This is a genomic window from Ferdinandcohnia sp. Marseille-Q9671 (assembly GCF_976954385.1).
The window spans coordinates 915,868-932,148 of the sequence record NZ_CDRJTA010000004.1; the positions used below are offsets into that span (position 1 = coordinate 915,868).

General features: G+C 37.7%; 16 protein-coding genes. 15 read left to right on the plus strand and 1 reads right to left on the minus strand.

From position 1 onward, the window contains the following. Nucleotides 1-11 precede the first annotated feature (11 nt). From def to spoVM, 9 genes are all read left to right on the plus strand, one after another. Nucleotides 12-485: a peptide deformylase gene (def, locus tag ACWNMY_RS19785; RefSeq protein ID WP_449539960.1), complete on the plus strand. Its 474-nt coding sequence runs from the start codon at nucleotides 12-14 to the stop codon at nucleotides 483-485. Between the two features lie 8 nt (nucleotides 486-493). Next, nucleotides 494-1,447, plus strand: a complete 954-nt coding sequence (gene fmt / locus ACWNMY_RS19790) for a methionyl-tRNA formyltransferase (RefSeq protein WP_449539961.1) — start codon at nucleotides 494-496, stop codon at nucleotides 1,445-1,447. Then, nucleotides 1,434-2,777, plus strand: coding sequence for a 16S rRNA (cytosine(967)-C(5))-methyltransferase RsmB (gene rsmB / locus ACWNMY_RS19795; protein ID WP_449539962.1), 1,344 nt, complete (start codon nucleotides 1,434-1,436; stop codon nucleotides 2,775-2,777). Before fmt ends, rsmB begins: the two co-directional genes overlap by 14 nt. Before the next feature lie 5 nt (nucleotides 2,778-2,782). After that, nucleotides 2,783-3,877, plus strand: a complete 1,095-nt coding sequence (gene rlmN / locus ACWNMY_RS19800) for a 23S rRNA (adenine(2503)-C(2))-methyltransferase RlmN (protein WP_449539963.1) — start codon at nucleotides 2,783-2,785, stop codon at nucleotides 3,875-3,877. A gap of 4 nt (nucleotides 3,878-3,881) precedes the next feature. Then, a complete protein-coding gene (locus ACWNMY_RS19805) occupies nucleotides 3,882-4,631 on the plus strand; it encodes a Stp1/IreP family PP2C-type Ser/Thr phosphatase (protein WP_449539964.1) in 750 nt (249 codons plus the stop codon). Between the two features lie 4 nt (nucleotides 4,632-4,635). Further along, the gene (pknB, locus tag ACWNMY_RS19810) at nucleotides 4,636-6,591 is read left to right on the plus strand and encodes a Stk1 family PASTA domain-containing Ser/Thr kinase (protein ID WP_449539965.1); all 1,956 of its coding nucleotides are present in this window, start codon (nucleotides 4,636-4,638) and stop codon (nucleotides 6,589-6,591) included. Between the two features lie 73 nt (nucleotides 6,592-6,664). Next, nucleotides 6,665-7,549, plus strand: a complete 885-nt coding sequence (gene rsgA, locus ACWNMY_RS19815; RefSeq protein ID WP_449539966.1) for a ribosome small subunit-dependent GTPase A — start codon at nucleotides 6,665-6,667, stop codon at nucleotides 7,547-7,549. A gap of 2 nt (nucleotides 7,550-7,551) precedes the next feature. Further along, nucleotides 7,552-8,199 (plus strand): ribulose-phosphate 3-epimerase, encoded by a 648-nt coding sequence (rpe, locus tag ACWNMY_RS19820; protein ID WP_449539967.1) that lies wholly within the window; start codon nucleotides 7,552-7,554, stop codon nucleotides 8,197-8,199. A 408-nt stretch (nucleotides 8,200-8,607) separates the two neighbouring features. Continuing rightward, nucleotides 8,608-8,688 (plus strand): stage V sporulation protein SpoVM, encoded by an 81-nt coding sequence (gene spoVM, locus ACWNMY_RS19825; RefSeq protein ID WP_010282530.1) that lies wholly within the window; start codon nucleotides 8,608-8,610, stop codon nucleotides 8,686-8,688. Nucleotides 8,689-8,931: 243 nt separating this feature from the next. Here the strand turns inward: spoVM and rpmB are convergent, their stop codons facing one another. Beyond that, nucleotides 8,932-9,120 (minus strand): 50S ribosomal protein L28, encoded by a 189-nt coding sequence (gene rpmB, locus ACWNMY_RS19830; RefSeq protein WP_449539968.1) that lies wholly within the window; start codon nucleotides 9,118-9,120, stop codon nucleotides 8,932-8,934. A 273-nt stretch (nucleotides 9,121-9,393) separates the two neighbouring features. Here rpmB and ACWNMY_RS19835 point away from each other — a divergent pair, with 273 nt between their 5' ends. The 6 genes from ACWNMY_RS19835 to fapR all read left to right on the plus strand — a co-directional run bounded on the left by ACWNMY_RS19835 (nucleotide 9,394) and on the right by fapR (nucleotide 16,262). Next, the gene (locus ACWNMY_RS19835) at nucleotides 9,394-9,756 is read left to right on the plus strand and encodes an Asp23/Gls24 family envelope stress response protein (protein WP_449539969.1); all 363 of its coding nucleotides are present in this window, start codon (nucleotides 9,394-9,396) and stop codon (nucleotides 9,754-9,756) included. Between the two features lie 17 nt (nucleotides 9,757-9,773). Next, nucleotides 9,774-11,456: a DAK2 domain-containing protein gene (locus tag ACWNMY_RS19840; protein ID WP_449539970.1), complete on the plus strand. Its 1,683-nt coding sequence runs from the start codon at nucleotides 9,774-9,776 to the stop codon at nucleotides 11,454-11,456. A 386-nt stretch (nucleotides 11,457-11,842) separates the two neighbouring features. Next, the gene (gene sdaAB, locus ACWNMY_RS19845) at nucleotides 11,843-12,505 is read left to right on the plus strand and encodes an L-serine ammonia-lyase, iron-sulfur-dependent subunit beta (RefSeq protein ID WP_449539971.1); all 663 of its coding nucleotides are present in this window, start codon (nucleotides 11,843-11,845) and stop codon (nucleotides 12,503-12,505) included. Nucleotides 12,506-12,555: 50 nt separating this feature from the next. After that, on the plus strand, nucleotides 12,556-13,443 hold the full coding sequence (sdaAA, locus tag ACWNMY_RS19850; RefSeq protein ID WP_449539972.1) for an L-serine ammonia-lyase, iron-sulfur-dependent, subunit alpha: 888 nt from the start codon (nucleotides 12,556-12,558) through the stop codon (nucleotides 13,441-13,443). Then, the gene (gene recG, locus ACWNMY_RS19855; protein WP_449539973.1) at nucleotides 13,436-15,484 is read left to right on the plus strand and encodes an ATP-dependent DNA helicase RecG; all 2,049 of its coding nucleotides are present in this window, start codon (nucleotides 13,436-13,438) and stop codon (nucleotides 15,482-15,484) included. Before sdaAA ends, recG begins: the two co-directional genes overlap by 8 nt. A 199-nt stretch (nucleotides 15,485-15,683) precedes the next feature. After that, nucleotides 15,684-16,262 (plus strand): transcription factor FapR, encoded by a 579-nt coding sequence (gene fapR, locus ACWNMY_RS19860; protein ID WP_449539974.1) that lies wholly within the window; start codon nucleotides 15,684-15,686, stop codon nucleotides 16,260-16,262. The last annotated feature ends 19 nt before the right edge of the window (nucleotides 16,263-16,281 follow it).

A 16,281-nucleotide genomic window follows, 5' to 3' on the forward strand; every position in this document is an offset into this window, starting at 1 on the left:
GAGGAAATGGTTTGTCATTATTACCGATTGTTAAATATCCAAATGAAATATTAGAGATTGAGTGTGAAAAAATAATCACATTCGATCGAAAACTTTCAAAATTAATTAACGATATGTATGATACAATGCTTGAGGCGGATGGTGTTGGACTAGCCGCTCCTCAAGTAGGAGTTGCAAAACAAATCGCCATTGTAGAAATTGATGATGAAAGCGGACTTATTGAATTAATTAATCCTGTGATCATAGAACAACGAGGTGAACAGATTGGTCCAGAAGGCTGTTTAAGTTTTCCGGACCTTTTTGGTGAAGTAACGCGTTATGACTTTGTGAAGGTACGTGCACAAAATCGCAAAGGAAAAACATACATAATTGAGGCAAGTGGATTCTTAGCTCGCGCAATACAGCACGAAATAGATCATCTACATGGAATATTATTTACCACAAAGGTGAATCGGTATTATGAAGAAGGAGAAATAGAAGGGTAGGTAAGCGTATGGAGAGAATTGTATTTATGGGTACCCCAGACTTTTCCGTTCCAGTGTTACAACAAATTATTGAGGATGGATATGAGGTAGTTGCAGTAGTTACACAGCCAGACAGACCAGTTGGGAGAAAAAGAGTATTGACACCGCCTCCAGTAAAGGTGGAGGCGTTAAAGCATAATATTCCTGTTCTTCAACCAAATAAAATTAGGGAAAAACAAGAGGTTGAAAAAGTATTAAGCTACCAACCTGATTTAATTGTTACAGCGGCATTTGGACAAATCCTTCCAAATGAATTACTGGATGCACCAAAACATGGATGTATAAATGTACATGCATCATTACTTCCAGAATTAAGAGGTGGAGCACCAATCCATTATTCCATCCTACAAGGAAAGAAAAAAACAGGTGTAACGATTATGTACATGGTGGAAAAACTAGATGCAGGGGATATATTAACCCAGGTTGAAATTCCGATCTTAGATACAGATCATGTGGGTTCCCTTCATGACAAGCTAAGTGTTGCTGGAGCAAAGCTACTTTCAGAGACTATTCCATTACTGTTATCTGAAAAAATTACACCCATTAAACAGGATGATACAAAAGCTACATTTGCTGCAAACATAAAACGAGAGCAAGAAAAGATAGATTGGTCAAAAAATGGGGAGGATATTTATAACCATATTCGTGGACTTCATCCATGGCCTGTTGCCTATACAACTTTAGAAGGCGATGTTATGAAGGTATGGTGGGGTGAAAAAGTGAGTTCTTCTACTACCAATAAACCTGGTACAGTTGTTGGAGTTGAGAAAGATGGATTTATCGTATCGACCGGGAATACTACTTTTATTAAGATTACACAACTTCAGCCTGCTGGTAAGAAAAAAATGAGTGCAGAGCAATTCTTGCTCGGGGCAGGTATAGAAGTGGGAGCCAGGTTGGGAGCCGAAAATGACGAAAAATAAGGTTCGGGACATTGCACTTGACATTTTATTGCAAATTGAAAAAAGCCAAGCGTATAGCAATCTCCTTTTAAATCAAATGATCATAAAGAACGATTTGAAAGGAAAGGACATCGGCTTACTTACAGAGATAGTATACGGAACAATCCAACGACGAGACACGCTAGATTTTTATCTAGCGCCATTTCTGAAAAAGAGTAAAAAGCTCGAACAGTGGGTAAGGATTTTATTAAGACTTTCCCTTTATCAAATGGTTTATTTGGACCGAGTACCTGAGCGTGCCATCTTTTTCGAAGCTGTAGAGATTGCGAAAAAAAGAGGACATAAAGGAACATCGTCCCTCGTAAATGGGGTTTTACGTTCTATTCAACGAGAAGGATTACCTTCAATTTCAAGTATTAAGGATGACATTGAAAGATTGGCAATAGAAACGAGTCATCCACTTTGGCTAGTGAAGCGTTGGGTTAATCAAATGGGACTAGATGAAGCTCGTAAAATGTGCGAGATAAACTGTACTCCGCCGTTACAAACAGCTCGAGTGAACTCAATGATAACCACAAAACAAGAACTCATACAAAGGCTTGAGGAGGAAGGGATTGAGGCAACTGAAGGAAAAGTTTCAGTTGATTCGATTGAAGCTACACGTGGAAATCTAGCACATTCAAAGGCATTTAAAGAGGGCTATTTTACAATTCAGGATGAGAGCTCGATGCTCGTTGCAAGAGCACTCGGGGTTGAGACTGAAGATATCATTCTTGACAGCTGTGCCGCCCCTGGTGGAAAAACAACTCATATTGCAGAACTTTTGCAAAACACAGGAAAACTATTTTCCCTAGATCTTCATGAACATAAAATAAAATTGATCAATGAGCAGGTTACTAGGTTAAAACTAGAGAATGTGGATACAAAAGCAATGGATAGTCGAAAATCTGGAGAGGTATTCGAAAAAGAATCCTTTGATAAGATACTTGTTGACGCACCTTGCTCAGGATTTGGTGTTATTAGAAGAAAGCCTGACATTAAATACTCAAAATCAGGATCTGATAGCAATAATCTAGCACGCATTCAGCTTGAAATTTTAACTGAGGTTTCAACTTTACTAAAAAAAGGTGGTATACTCGTTTATAGCACATGTACAATAGATCATGAAGAAAATGAAGGGGTAATTAGAACCTTCTTAGAACATAATCAAGATTTTATGTTAGACGACAAACTCGAAAATCTTCTGCCTGAAATAGTGAAACCATATGTGAATAACGGACAACTACAGCTCTATCCACATTATTTTGGAACGGACGGATTTTATATTGCAAGATTAAGAAAGCAGGTGTAATGTAATTGGAAGAAGTACAAGCAACTAGAAGGAAAAAGCAAAACACAACAAATACAATACCGTCAATTTATTCTCTTCAATTAGCTGAGCTTGAGAATTGGTTGATTGAAAATGGCGAAAAGAAATTTCGTGGAAATCAGATTTTTGAATGGCTTTATACGAAGCGAGTTACATCATTTGATGAGATGACGAACCTTTCAAATGCACTACGACAAAAGCTTGAAGAGAAATTTACGATTACGACATTAAATACGATTATTCAACAAACATCAAGTGACGGGACAATGAAGTTTTTATTTGAACTGCATGATGGATATTCAATTGAAACCGTCCTTATGAAACATGAATATGGAAACTCTATCTGTGTTACAACACAGGTTGGATGTCGGATAGGTTGTACCTTCTGTGCGTCAACATTAGGTGGACTAAAGCGTAATTTAGAAGCAGGTGAAATCGTAGCACAGGTGGTCAAGGTTCAAAAAGCACTTGATGAACTTGGTGAGCGTGTCAGTCATGTCGTAATAATGGGTATCGGTGAGCCGTTTGATAACTATGACCAAATGCTTTCATTCTTAAAAATCATTAATCATGATAAAGGACTCAATATTGGAGCACGTCACATTACCGTTTCGACAAGTGGAATCATTCCAAAGATCTATAAGTTTGCTGATGAAAAATTACAAATAAATTTTGCAATCTCTTTACATGCACCTAATACAGAAATAAGAAGTAAGTTAATGCCAATAAATCGTGCATACAAACTACCTGACCTAATGGAAGCTGTTCGTTATTATATTGATAAGACAGGAAGAAGAATTAGCTTTGAGTACGGGCTGTTCGGTGGAGTTAATGATCAAGTTGAACATGCCGAAGAGTTAGCGAAGCTATTAAAAGGAATTAAGTGCCACGTGAATTTAATTCCAGTAAACTATGTACCTGAACGAGATTATGTCAGAACACCAAAAGAACAGATCTTTGAATTTGAAAAGACACTGAAGAAACATGGTGTAAATGTGACAATTCGTCGTGAGCAAGGACATGATATAGATGCTGCCTGTGGTCAATTACGAGCAAAGGAGCGTAAAGAGGAGACGAGGTGAACAAATGAAGTCGTTCTTTTTAACAAACCGGGGAAAAGTAAGGCAAATCAATGAGGATAGTTGTGGCGTATTTCATAATAAGTCCGGACAAGTTTTGGCAGTTGTTGCAGACGGAATGGGTGGCCATTTGGCAGGAGATGTTGCTAGTAGTATGACTACGTCACAACTTCAGTTATTTTGGGAGGAAGCTGAAAATATTTCAACTTCTGAGACAGCAGAAGAGTGGCTTAAACAGCATATTTCTAAGATAAATACAAATCTTTATACACACGCACAAAATAATGCAGAATGCAAGGGTATGGGGACAACCGTAGTTGTAGCAATATGTACAGATTTGTTCTCAACCGTTGCTCATATCGGAGACAGCCGTGGTTATGTGCTTAATAGTTATGGCTTTCAACAGATTACGGAAGACCATTCCCTTGTAAATGAGCTTGTAAGGTCAGGTCATATCTCTAAGGAAGATGCAGAACATCATCCTCGTAAAAATGTTGTATTACGTGCGTTAGGTACGGAAACCCACGTAGAAATGGACATTAAGACTCTTATTTTAGAAGAGGGAGATATGCTTTTGATTTGTTCAGATGGGTTATCGAATAAAGTAGCAGATGAAGAGCTAAAGAACATCCTAGAAAGTGAAAAGAGTATTGAAGCTAAGGGTGAACAGCTCGTCGATGTAGCAAATAACAATGGTGGAGAAGATAATATTACCCTTGTAATCGTCGACTACACGCCTGAAAGTGAGGGCGAATAGTCTTATGCTTATTGGAAGACGATTAAGTGGAAGATATAAAATTCTCGAGGTCATTGGCGGGGGTGGAATGGCAAATGTCTATCTAGCCAGAGATGTTATTTTGGAGAGAGATGTCGCTATAAAAGTTCTTCGTTTAGATTTTTCTAATGATGAAGAATTCATCAAGCGTTTTAGGAGAGAGGCGCATGCAGCTACGAGCTTGGTTCACCCAAATATTGTAGGTATATATGATGTTGGCGAAGAGGAAGATATTTATTATATTGTTATGGAATATGTTCCAGGACAAACCTTAAAGCAATACATACAGAGAAATGCTCCGCTCCATTCAAAAGAAGCGATTAATATCATGATGCAATTAACATCTGCAATATCACATGCACATCAAAACCAGATTGTTCACCGTGATATAAAACCTCAGAATATACTAATTGATCATGACGGAACAGTGAAAGTAACTGATTTTGGTATTGCAGTTGCTCTTAGCTCAACAACTATTACACAAACAAACTCTGTACTGGGCTCTGTCCATTATTTATCACCTGAGCAAGCAAGAGGTGGTTTGTCAACACGTAAATCTGATATTTATTCTCTTGGTATTGTGATGTTTGAGTTGCTGACTGGAAGGGTTCCATTTGAAGGTGAATCTGCTGTTTCGATTGCGTTAAAGCATCTACAATCGGAAACTCCATCACCAAAAAGATGGAATGCGACAATTCCACAAAGTGTAGAAAACATTATTTTGAAGTCAACGACAAAGGATCCATTTCATCGTTATGATACAGTTGAAGAAATGGAAGTAGATTTACAAACTGCATTATATCCAGATCGTTTAAATGAAGAGAAGTTTGTTATCCCTAATACAGATGATGAGGTAACAAAAGCGATTCCAATTATTAAGGATAGCAACCCGGCACCAATGACTGAAACAGCTGTCCGTAAATCTCAGAAAAATCAAAGTCCTACTGATTCAGATCAACCAAAGCCTAAGAAAAAGAAGAATAAGCTCTTAGTAACTCTTGCTATAATATTCTTCTTAATTATTGCTGCAGGAGTTTCTATTGTAACTATAATTCCAGCATTATTTTTACCTAAGGATGTTGATGTTCCTGATGTAACGAACATGACATATGAGGAAGCAGAGAACGAACTGCAAGAATCTGGTTTTAAAATCGGTGATACGATTGAATTAAGTGATGAAGATATACCTCAAGGTTATATTATTAAAACGGATCCTGAGGCTGGACGAACTGTTAAAGAAGGGGCAACCATTGATTTATATGAGAGCATCGGTAAAGAAAAGCAGAAATTTCAGGATTATATCGGTGAAAATATCGATGAAGTAATGGAACGCTTAGAAAAAGAAGGTTACTTAGCTGTAAGTTTTGACGAAGAATTTAACGAAAGTGCTGCAGGAACCATTCTTAGTCAATCAATCGAAGAAGGCGAAGAAGTGGTACCCGAAGAGACTAAAGTCTCGTTTGTAGTTAGTAAAGGTGCCGAAACTATTATTCTAAGAGATTTCAAAGATTATACAGAAAAGGCCATTCTTGATTATGCGGGCACAGAGGGACTTGTTATTGAATTTGAAGAGGAGTTTTCAGATACCATTCCTGATGGATCAGTTATTTCTCAATCACCTGAAAAAGGTGCTAAATTGAAAAAGGGCGACACTGTTAAGGTAATCATGTCCAAAGGACCGGAACCTAAAGAACCAAAGCAGGTTACACAAACAATTACCATTCCTTACACTGCTGATGAAGAGGGAACACCGCAACAGGTAAAAATTTATATCCAGGATGTAAATAATTCTATCACAACAGTTTATAGGGAATTTCCAATAACAGCCACATGGACTGAGGACATTACCTTTACAATTAACCCTGATGAATCGGCTAAATATGTTATTTTTGTCGATGGAGTACCTTATGAAGAAAAAGTTATTCAGTATCCCGAAGAATAGGTAGTTTAAATGGTAGTGGAAATTTCCACTACCTCCTATATCGTTACGAACGAAATTAACAAGGAGTGAAACTATGCCTGAAGGCAAAATCATTAAGGCACTAAGCGGATTTTATTATGTTAAAAATGAAGATGGTGAAATGATACAATGTCGAGGAAGAGGGGTATTTCGCAAAAATAAAGTTAACCCATTAGTAGGCGACCATGTGTTGTATCAAGCAGAAAACGAAACCGATGGCTATATCTTAGAGGTCTTTGAACGGAAAAATGAATTAGTTCGGCCACCTATCGCAAATGTCGATCAAGCTATCTTAGTTTTTTCAGCGATAGAACCTGATTTCAGTCCGTTGTTATTAGATCGCTTTCTTGTTTTAGTTGAATCAAACGATATAAAACCTATAATTTGTATTAGCAAAACGGACTTGATCCCAGATCAATCCTTGCAGGAAATTAAGGACTATGCGGAACATTATAAGCAGATTGGGTACCCTGTGTTACTAACCTCTACAAAAGAAAAGGGAGGAATGGATACCCTTTTACCGTTATTAAAAGATCAAATTTCCGTTTTTGCTGGACAATCTGGGGTTGGAAAATCATCTTTATTAAATACCCTTCGACCAGACCTCGAATTAAAAACCAATGAAATCTCTTCCTCGTTAGGTAGAGGGAAGCATACGACTAGGCATGTGGAACTAATTGAGGTTGGGAATGGTCTAGTTGCTGATACTCCGGGTTTTAGTTCATTAGAATTTTTAACACTTGAATTAGATGAACTTTCATATTGTTTTCCAGAAATATATGATGCAGGTGCAAATTGCAAATTTCGAGGTTGTACACATACTTCTGAGCCAAAATGTGCCGTTCGACAAGGACTCGAGGATGGTACTATTCAAAAATTTCGCTATGAACATTATGTAAGTTTTTATGAAGAAATAAAGGATAGAAAGCCGAGGTACTAATCATGATAAAAATTGCACCGTCCATTCTTTCAGCAGATTTTGCAAAGCTTGGAGAAGAAATAAAGGATGTTGAAAATGGGGGAGCAGACTATATTCATGTTGATGTCATGGATGGTCATTTTGTTCCAAATATCACAATTGGCCCGTTAATTGTTGATGCAATACGTCCGATCACTACTTTACCATTAGATGTGCATTTAATGATTCAAAACCCTGATCAATATATTCCAGCGTTTGCAGAAGCTGGTGCGGATTATTTAACGGTCCATGTAGAGGCATGTTCACATCTACATAGAACCATTCAATTAATTAAATCACACGGTGTGAAAGCAGGGGTTGTTCTAAACCCTGCAACACCAGTAGATACGATAAAACACATTATTGATGATATTGATTTGGTGCTATTAATGACCGTTAATCCTGGCTTTGGTGGACAGAAGTTTATTCCTTCCGTATTAGCCAAAATCGGAGAGGTAGCACAAATGGTTAGGGAACGAAATCTAGATGTAGAGATTGAAGTGGATGGCGGAGTTAATGAAGAGACAGCTAGATTATGTGTCGAAGCTGGTGCTAATGTCTTAGTTGCTGGATCGGCTATTTATAACCAAAGTGATCGGAAAGCAGCAATAGAAAAAATTAGAGGCATGTAAGTAGAGTAGAGCTTTGTTTGCTTGATAATCAACTTTACTGAGATATGAAAATAGATTGATTGGAATACTAATTAGTGATGTCTTTAATTGAATAATAACTAACTTGGGGTAACACATCCGGTAGTGAGTGGTTGTCCTTGGGTAATTTCTAAAGAACAGATTTTTTTCTGTTCTTTTTTACTTTTTAGTATAAAAATGATGCCATTTCTCTATGATTTAGTAACGAACTTTTTTTGAATTGTACTTTTTTTATTCGGTGTGGCATATGAATGATGGTAAGAAGCTTTAAAAATTTCTTAGCTATTATTTATATGTACGTTGGTACTCTTTATTTTCATTTGAATATTATTATAAGGTAGACTTCATCTTGAATGAAAGAACGTGGATATTGCATTGAGGAGGGAAAGTATGAAATTTTATACGATTAAGTTACCGAAGTTCTTAGGTGGTATCGTTCGTGCGATGTTAGGATCATTTAAAAAGGGATAAAAAAAGCACCGATTAATAGGTGCTTTTTTCTGTTATGTTTTATGTAATTTAAAACTTCAGTATAAAATTTAGATATAATTTTAGCTCTTACATTATGTAAGAGCTAAATTCATTTCTTTATTGTCTGGCTCTAGGCGCCATTAGCACAAGTCTAAGCAAAGGCCTTTGGAAGGCAAAAAACGCCTTCTGTCAGGTCTTGTCTTATGCTTGTCCCTAAGGCCGAGCGCCTTGCGCTTTTCATTATTACACGCGTTCTACTTTACCAGATTTTAATGCTCTTGCAGAAACGTATACGCGTTTTGGTTTACCGTCAACTAAAATACGAACTTTTTGTAGGTTAGCTCCCCATTTACGTTTTGAAGCGTTCATTGCATGGGAACGAGCATTACCAGTACTAGTTTTTCTTCCTGTAACTACACATTTACGTGCCATTCTATTTCCCTCCTAACTTGCACAAGCAACAATCATTCATATCGCTTTTTTCATAGAAATACTTATATAATTTATCATAACTGTTTCGATATTGCAATAGTTCAAGTCATGTGTTTAAAGGAAAAATACTTGTCAAGACATAGAATTTTTAAAATGCTGTATAATATAAGATAATGACGACAAATGGTTAGCTAATGAATTACTTTTAAAATATGCAATGTTATAGTAAAATGACTGTAGCCAAGATGAACAATTATAAAGGGGGAGACTTACATGTCCATCGAATTAAAAACGAAATACGGACAAATTGATATTTCTAACGACGTAATCGCAACAGTTGCAGGAGGAGCTGCTATTGATTGCTATGGTATTGTTGGAATGGCATCAAAAAAGCAAATCAAAGATGGAATTACTGAGCTTTTACGAAAAGAAAACTTTGCCCGCGGTATTGTTGTTCGTCAAGAAAATGATGAAGTTCATATCGACATGTACATAATTGTAAGTTATGGCACGAAAATATCTGAGGTTGCTCACAATGTTCAATCAAAGGTGAAATATACATTAAACCAAACAGTAGGACTTGCTGTTGACTCGGTTAATATTTACGTGCAAGGAGTTCGTGTAACGAACCCCTAGAAGAGGAGGAAATTTGCGTGTCAATTACTACATTAGATGGAAAGCGTTTTGCAAAAATGGTGTTATTAGGTGCTAATCACCTATCTAATAACGCGAAAATGGTGGATGCCCTTAACGTCTTTCCTGTTCCAGATGGAGATACAGGAACAAACATGAACCTGTCTATGACATCCGGAGCAAAAGAAGTGAAAAATAATGTTACATCACATATTGGAAAAGTTGGTTCATCCTTAGCTCGTGGATTACTAATGGGCGCAAGAGGTAATTCCGGTGTTATTCTCTCCCAGCTCTTTAGAGGATTTTCAAAGGCGATCGAACAGAAGGAAACTTTAACAGCTTCTGAATTTGCTCATGCATTTGATAATGGTGTAGAGACAGCATATAAAGCAGTGATGAAGCCGGTTGAAGGAACAATTTTAACTGTTGCTAAAGATGCTGCAAAACATGCGGTTGCTGTAGCAAAAAATGAAACAAACATTATTGTAGTGATGGAGGAGCTTGTAAAAGAAGCACAAGCGTCACTAAATCGAACACCAGATTTGCTTCCAGTCTTAAAGGAAGTAGGTGTAGTAGATAGTGGAGGACAAGGGTTATTACTTGTATATGAAGGATTTCTTGCAGAATTAAAAGGTGAAACAATTGACGAAATGTCAATTACAGCGCCATCAATGAATGAACTAGTAAATGCTGAACACCATAAAAGTGTACAAAGCCATATGAGCACAGAGGACATCATTTTTGGTTATTGCACCGAATTTATGGTGAAATTCGAGGATGAAAAAACAAGTAATAATCCATTTTCTGAAGATAAGTTCCGTAATGATCTAAGTCATTTAGGGGATTCATTATTGGTAATTTCTGATGATGATATTGTAAAAGTACATATCCACTCAGAAAAACCTGGAGATGTATTATCTTACGGACAACGTTACGGAAGCCTAATTAACATGAAAATTGAAAACATGCGTGAACAGCATACAGCGATCCTTAGTGAAGATGAATCACACTCTTCTAGCCAAGAAAAACCGGCTAAAGCAAAAGAAAAGTATGGGATTATTACGGTTGCGATGGGGTCAGGGATAACGGATTTATTTAAGAGTATTGGCGCTCATGCTGTGATTGAGGGCGGACAAACAATGAATCCTAGTACTGAGGATTTTGTAAAGGCAATTGAATCAGTGCATGCTGAAAACTTTATTATACTTCCTAATAACAAAAATATTATCATGGCAGCTGAACAAGCAGCTTCTGTTGTTGGTGGTAATGTAGTTGTGGTTCCGTCTCGGACGGTACCACAAGGGATGACGGCTTTACTAGCATTTAACCCGTCAGGTGAACTAGAAGATAATAAGGCTTCTATGACCGAGGTATTAGGAAATGTTAAGACAGGACAAATCACATATGCTGTTCGAGATACAAATATAGATGGAATTGATATTTCTAAAGATGATTTTATGGGTATTGCTGATGGAAAAATTGTAGTGACTGATAAGGACAAATTAAACGCTGCAAAAAGTCTACTAGCAAATATTGTATCCGCTGACGAGGATGAAATTGTGACCATAATTTATGGTCAGGATGCATCACAAGATGATGTGGACGCAATGGTTGAATACTTAGAAACAGAATATGAGGATATTGAGGTAGAAGTTCACAATGGAAACCAACCACTTTACTCCTTTATTTTTTCAGTTGAATAATGAGATACTATAGAAGGGATGAATCCCTTCTATTTCAATGTTTGGAGACATTTTCCTGTAGATAAAGAAACGATAGAGAAATAGAGTAATAGTATGTATATATAAAGTAGTCACGTATTTTTACGGATTATGTGACAACATCATGTGCACTTCTTCGTGTGGGCTAAAGGTTTTGGCGACAAATATCCGAGCACATTTGTTAACGCAGTAACAAAGTTTGGCCTACCTCCATAAATATATCTTTAATCAGTAGGGAATATATTCACTGCAAAAAGGTTTAGCTTACGGCGGATGCTTTAGATTTTCTAAAGAAAGCTTTTGGAGCATGCTTGAATAAATTTTGGAAAAACATGCCAAAGCGCATTTGGTTAAGGGGAGGAAGAAATATGAAGTATAGAAGTGTATTCGATATTATCGGACCGGTTATGATAGGCCCGTCAAGCTCTCATACAGCTGGAGCGGCTCGTATTGGAAGGGTTGCGCGGAGTTTGTTTGGTCGAGAACCAAAATGGGCTACTATCTCCTTCTATGGTTCGTTTGCTGAAACGTATAAAGGTCATGGTACAGATGTAGCAATAGTTGGTGGCCTACTTGATTTTGATACATTTGATGAAAGAATAAAAACATCTTTGGATATAGCGAAAGAAGCAGGGATGACGGTAAAGTTTATTGAAGAGGATGCTGTTACTGATCACCCTAATACAGCTAGGGTTTCAATCGGTGATGATGATGGTGATCTAGAACTAGTGGGTATTTCAATTGGCGGTGGAAAAATTGAGATAACGGAACTAAATGGGTTTCAGCTACGATTATCTGGTAATCATCCTGCTATACTAGTTGTCCACAATGATCGATATGGCGCAATTGCAGGAGTTGCTAATGTCCTGGCTAAGCACGCAATTAATATTGGTCACATGGAAGTGGCTAGAAAAGAAAAAGGAATGCAGGCACTCATGACAATTGAAGTGGATCAAAATATTGACGTGCAGGTTTTAGATGAATTAGCTACATTGCCAAATATCTTAAAGGTAACCAAAATTGTCGACTAATTCTCAAATTATATAACCCATCCAACGTTTTATCGAACAGGAGGATTTATATGTTTCGTAATGTTGCTGAACTAGTAGAGCTTGCTACTACTAAAAATATGAAAATAGCAGAAGTAATGATTGAACAAGAGGTTGAAGTGACAGGTAAAAGCCGTGAACTGATAATCTCCCAGATGGAACAAAATTTAGAAGTGATGGAGCAAGCGGTTGAAAGAGGTCTTGCTGGGGTATCCTCCCACTCTGGATTAACAGGTGGAGATGCAGTTCTATTACAAGAATATATGAAAAAGGGAACTTTTTTATCTGGAAGAACAGTACTAGACGCAGTAAGTAAAGCAGTTGCAACAAATGAGGTTAATGCAGCCATGGGTACCATTTGTGCTACACCAACAGCAGGTTCAGCGGGTGTTGTACCTGGTACACTGTTTGCTGTGAAGGAAAAATTAAATCCTACCAGGGAACAAATGGTTCAATTTCTGTTTACAGCGGGTGCATTTGGATTTGTAGTAGCAAATAATGCTTCGATCTCAGGAGCGGCAGGTGGGTGTCAAGCTGAAGTTGGTTCAGCGGCAGGAATGGCTGCTGCTGCTATTGTTGAAATGGCGGGTGGTACCCCCCAAGCATCTGCAGAAGCAATGGCGATAACTCTAAAAAATATGCTCGGTCTGGTATGCGATCCTGTTGCTGGTCTTGTTGAGGTTCCTTGTGTAAAGCGAAATGCGATGGGGGCTGCAAACGCTATGGTGGCAGCAGATATGGCGTTAGCTGGAATTACAAGCAGGATACCATGTGATGAAGTTATTGAGGCGATGTATAAAATAGGTCAGACTATGCCAACGGCACTTAAAGAAACAGCACAGGGAGGGTTAGCGGCTACCCCAACAGGTCGTGCTCTTGAAGCAAAGATCTTTGGGATATCGCTAAATAAGGGTGAATAAACTCCTTAAGCAGCCTGTTACCGGATTGAAAGGCATCGGTGAGGAAACAGGATTACAATTAATTGAGATGAATATCTTCACAATAGAAGACCTACTTTTATACTTCCCTTATAGATTTGAAGACTACAGTCTTAGGGATCTAGCAGAGGTTAAGCACGAAGAAAAGATAACAATAGAAGGTAAAGTTCACAGTGAACCCCTTTTAACTTATTACAACCGCAAACGTTCACGCTTAACCTTTCGAGTCTTGGTTGGTCGTTACTTAATCACGGCAACGTGTTTTAATCGACCCTATTATAAAAATAAGCTCACTCTAAACGATACAATTACGATTACTGGGAAATGGGACCAGCATCGTCAAACAATCACAGTGAGTGAGCTTGTTTTTGCTCCAATCACAAAAGACAATCGAATCGAACCCGTCTATTCTGTCAAGGGTAAAATAACGGTTAAAGGTATAAAACGTTTTATCGCCATTGCCCTCGGACAACACGCTGACTCGATTGAGGAAAATCTTCCTGAGACGTTATTAAAAAGGTATCGATTATTACCCAAAAAAGAGGCAATTAAAATAATGCACCAGCCAGTAAGCCATCAAGACTTAAAACAAGCGAGACGGCGTTTTGTGTACGAGGAATTTTTGCTGTTTCAGCTAAAGATGCAAGGATTGCGAAAATTTGAAAGGGAACAAACTAAAGGAACAGCCCTCAATTTTTCAATGGATCAACTACATGGATTTATGGATAAACTTCCTTTCCCGTTAACCAATGCACAAAATAGGGTTGTGGATGAAATCATTCAAGATTTATGTTCTCCGTATCGGATGAACCGATTGCTACAAGGTGATGTAGGTTCTGGTAAAACAGTAGTTGCAGCTATTTCGTTGTATGCAGCTATTCTATCAGGTTATCAAGGGGCACTAATGGTACCGACAGAAATTTTAGCAGAACAGCATGCGCAATCTCTTTTGGAGTTGTTTTCGGCATTTGGATTAAATATTCAGCTTCTAACAAGCTCTGTTAAAGGAAAAAGAAGAAGAGATATACTCGAAAAATTAGCAACAGGTGAAGTTCATATTATTGTTGGAACACATGCCCTTATCCAAGAAGAAGTAAATTTCTATAAACTTGGACTTGTCATTACGGATGAACAGCATCGATTTGGTGTAGAACAGCGAAGGGTTTTACGTGAAAAAGGTGAAAATCCCGATGTCCTCTTTATGACGGCTACCCCTATTCCAAGAACACTTGCCATTACAGTATTTGGTGAAATGGACGTCTCAATTATTGATGAAATGCCAGCAGGGCGAAAGAAGATTGAAACGTATTGGGTAAAACATGAGATGCTTGAGCGAATTCTCGTCTTTATTGAGAAAGAACTACAAAAAGGAAGACAAGCCTATATAATTTGTCCTCTCATTGAGGAATCAGATAAGCTTGATGTTCAAAACGCAATCGATGTTCACTCAATGCTTTCCTATCATTTTCAAAATAAAGGGAAGGTCGGATTGATGCACGGTAGACTTTCAGCCGATGAAAAAGAACAAGTAATGAGACAATTTAGTGAAAATGAAGTTCAGATTCTCGTGTCAACGACTGTTGTTGAGGTTGGAGTGAATGTTCCTAATGCAACGTTGATGGTCATTTATGATGCTGAGAGATTTGGTTTATCGCAACTTCACCAATTGCGAGGCCGGGTCGGTAGAGGAAGTGAACAATCTTATTGCATTCTTCTTGCTGATCCAAAATCTGAAGTAGGAAAAGAGCGAATGCGTATTATGACCGAAACCAATGATGGTTTTGTCCTTTCTGAAAAGGACCTAGAACTTCGTGGACCTGGTGACTTTTTTGGCAGAAAACAAAGTGGTGTTCCGGAATTTAAAGTAGCTGACATGGTCCATGACTACCGAGCTTTAGAGGTAGCAAGAGATGATGCCGTAAAACTAATAAATTCGAAAAGCTTTTGGGAGGATCCTACGTATAGATACCTTAGGGAAAGTCTAGAGCAGGCTGGAATCTTAGATGGGGATAAGCTTGATTAACCTCGAACCATCCTAAAAGATATAAATACTATAGGCATGTAGACACACTTAAATTACCTATCTATTCAGTTTAAGTCAACTGTGGTTTTCACTCATTTAGAAGCAGATTGTTAGAAGGATTTCTTCTTGCAATCTGCTTTTTTTAATTATATACTTACTGTTAGTACCTAGTCTTAAGAGTGCGGACGGTGTATTTTTTATGAGAAGAAATAAAAAGGAACGGCAGAAATTACTTCAGGATACAATAGTAGCAAATCCATTTATTACGGATGAAGATCTTGCAGAAACATTTTCGGTAAGTGTACAAACCATTCGCTTGGATAGGCTCGAATTATCTATCCCAGAACTACGAGAGAGAATAAAGCATGTAGCTGAAAAAAAGTTAGAAGATGAAGTGAAATCCTTACCAATTGATGAAGTGATTGGTGAAATTATTGATATAGAATTAGATCAAAGTGCCATATCGATATTCGAGGTAACGAATGAGCACGTTTTTAAACGAAATCAGATTGCGCGTGGTCACCATCTGTTTGCCCAAGCAAACTCACTTGCAGTCGCGGTGATTAATGACGAACTTGCTCTAACTGCTACAGCTAATATCCGATTCACCCGGCAGGTTAAGGTTGGTGAAAGGATCGTTGCTAAGGCAAAAGTAAAGAGTATCGGGCAGGAAAAAGGGAGAACATTGGTAGAAGTAAATAGTTATGTTGGAAATGAACTAGTATTTTCAGGAGAATTTACAATGTATCGCTCTAATAAACAAGTAAATACTGATTGATAAAGTACATACTTACTAA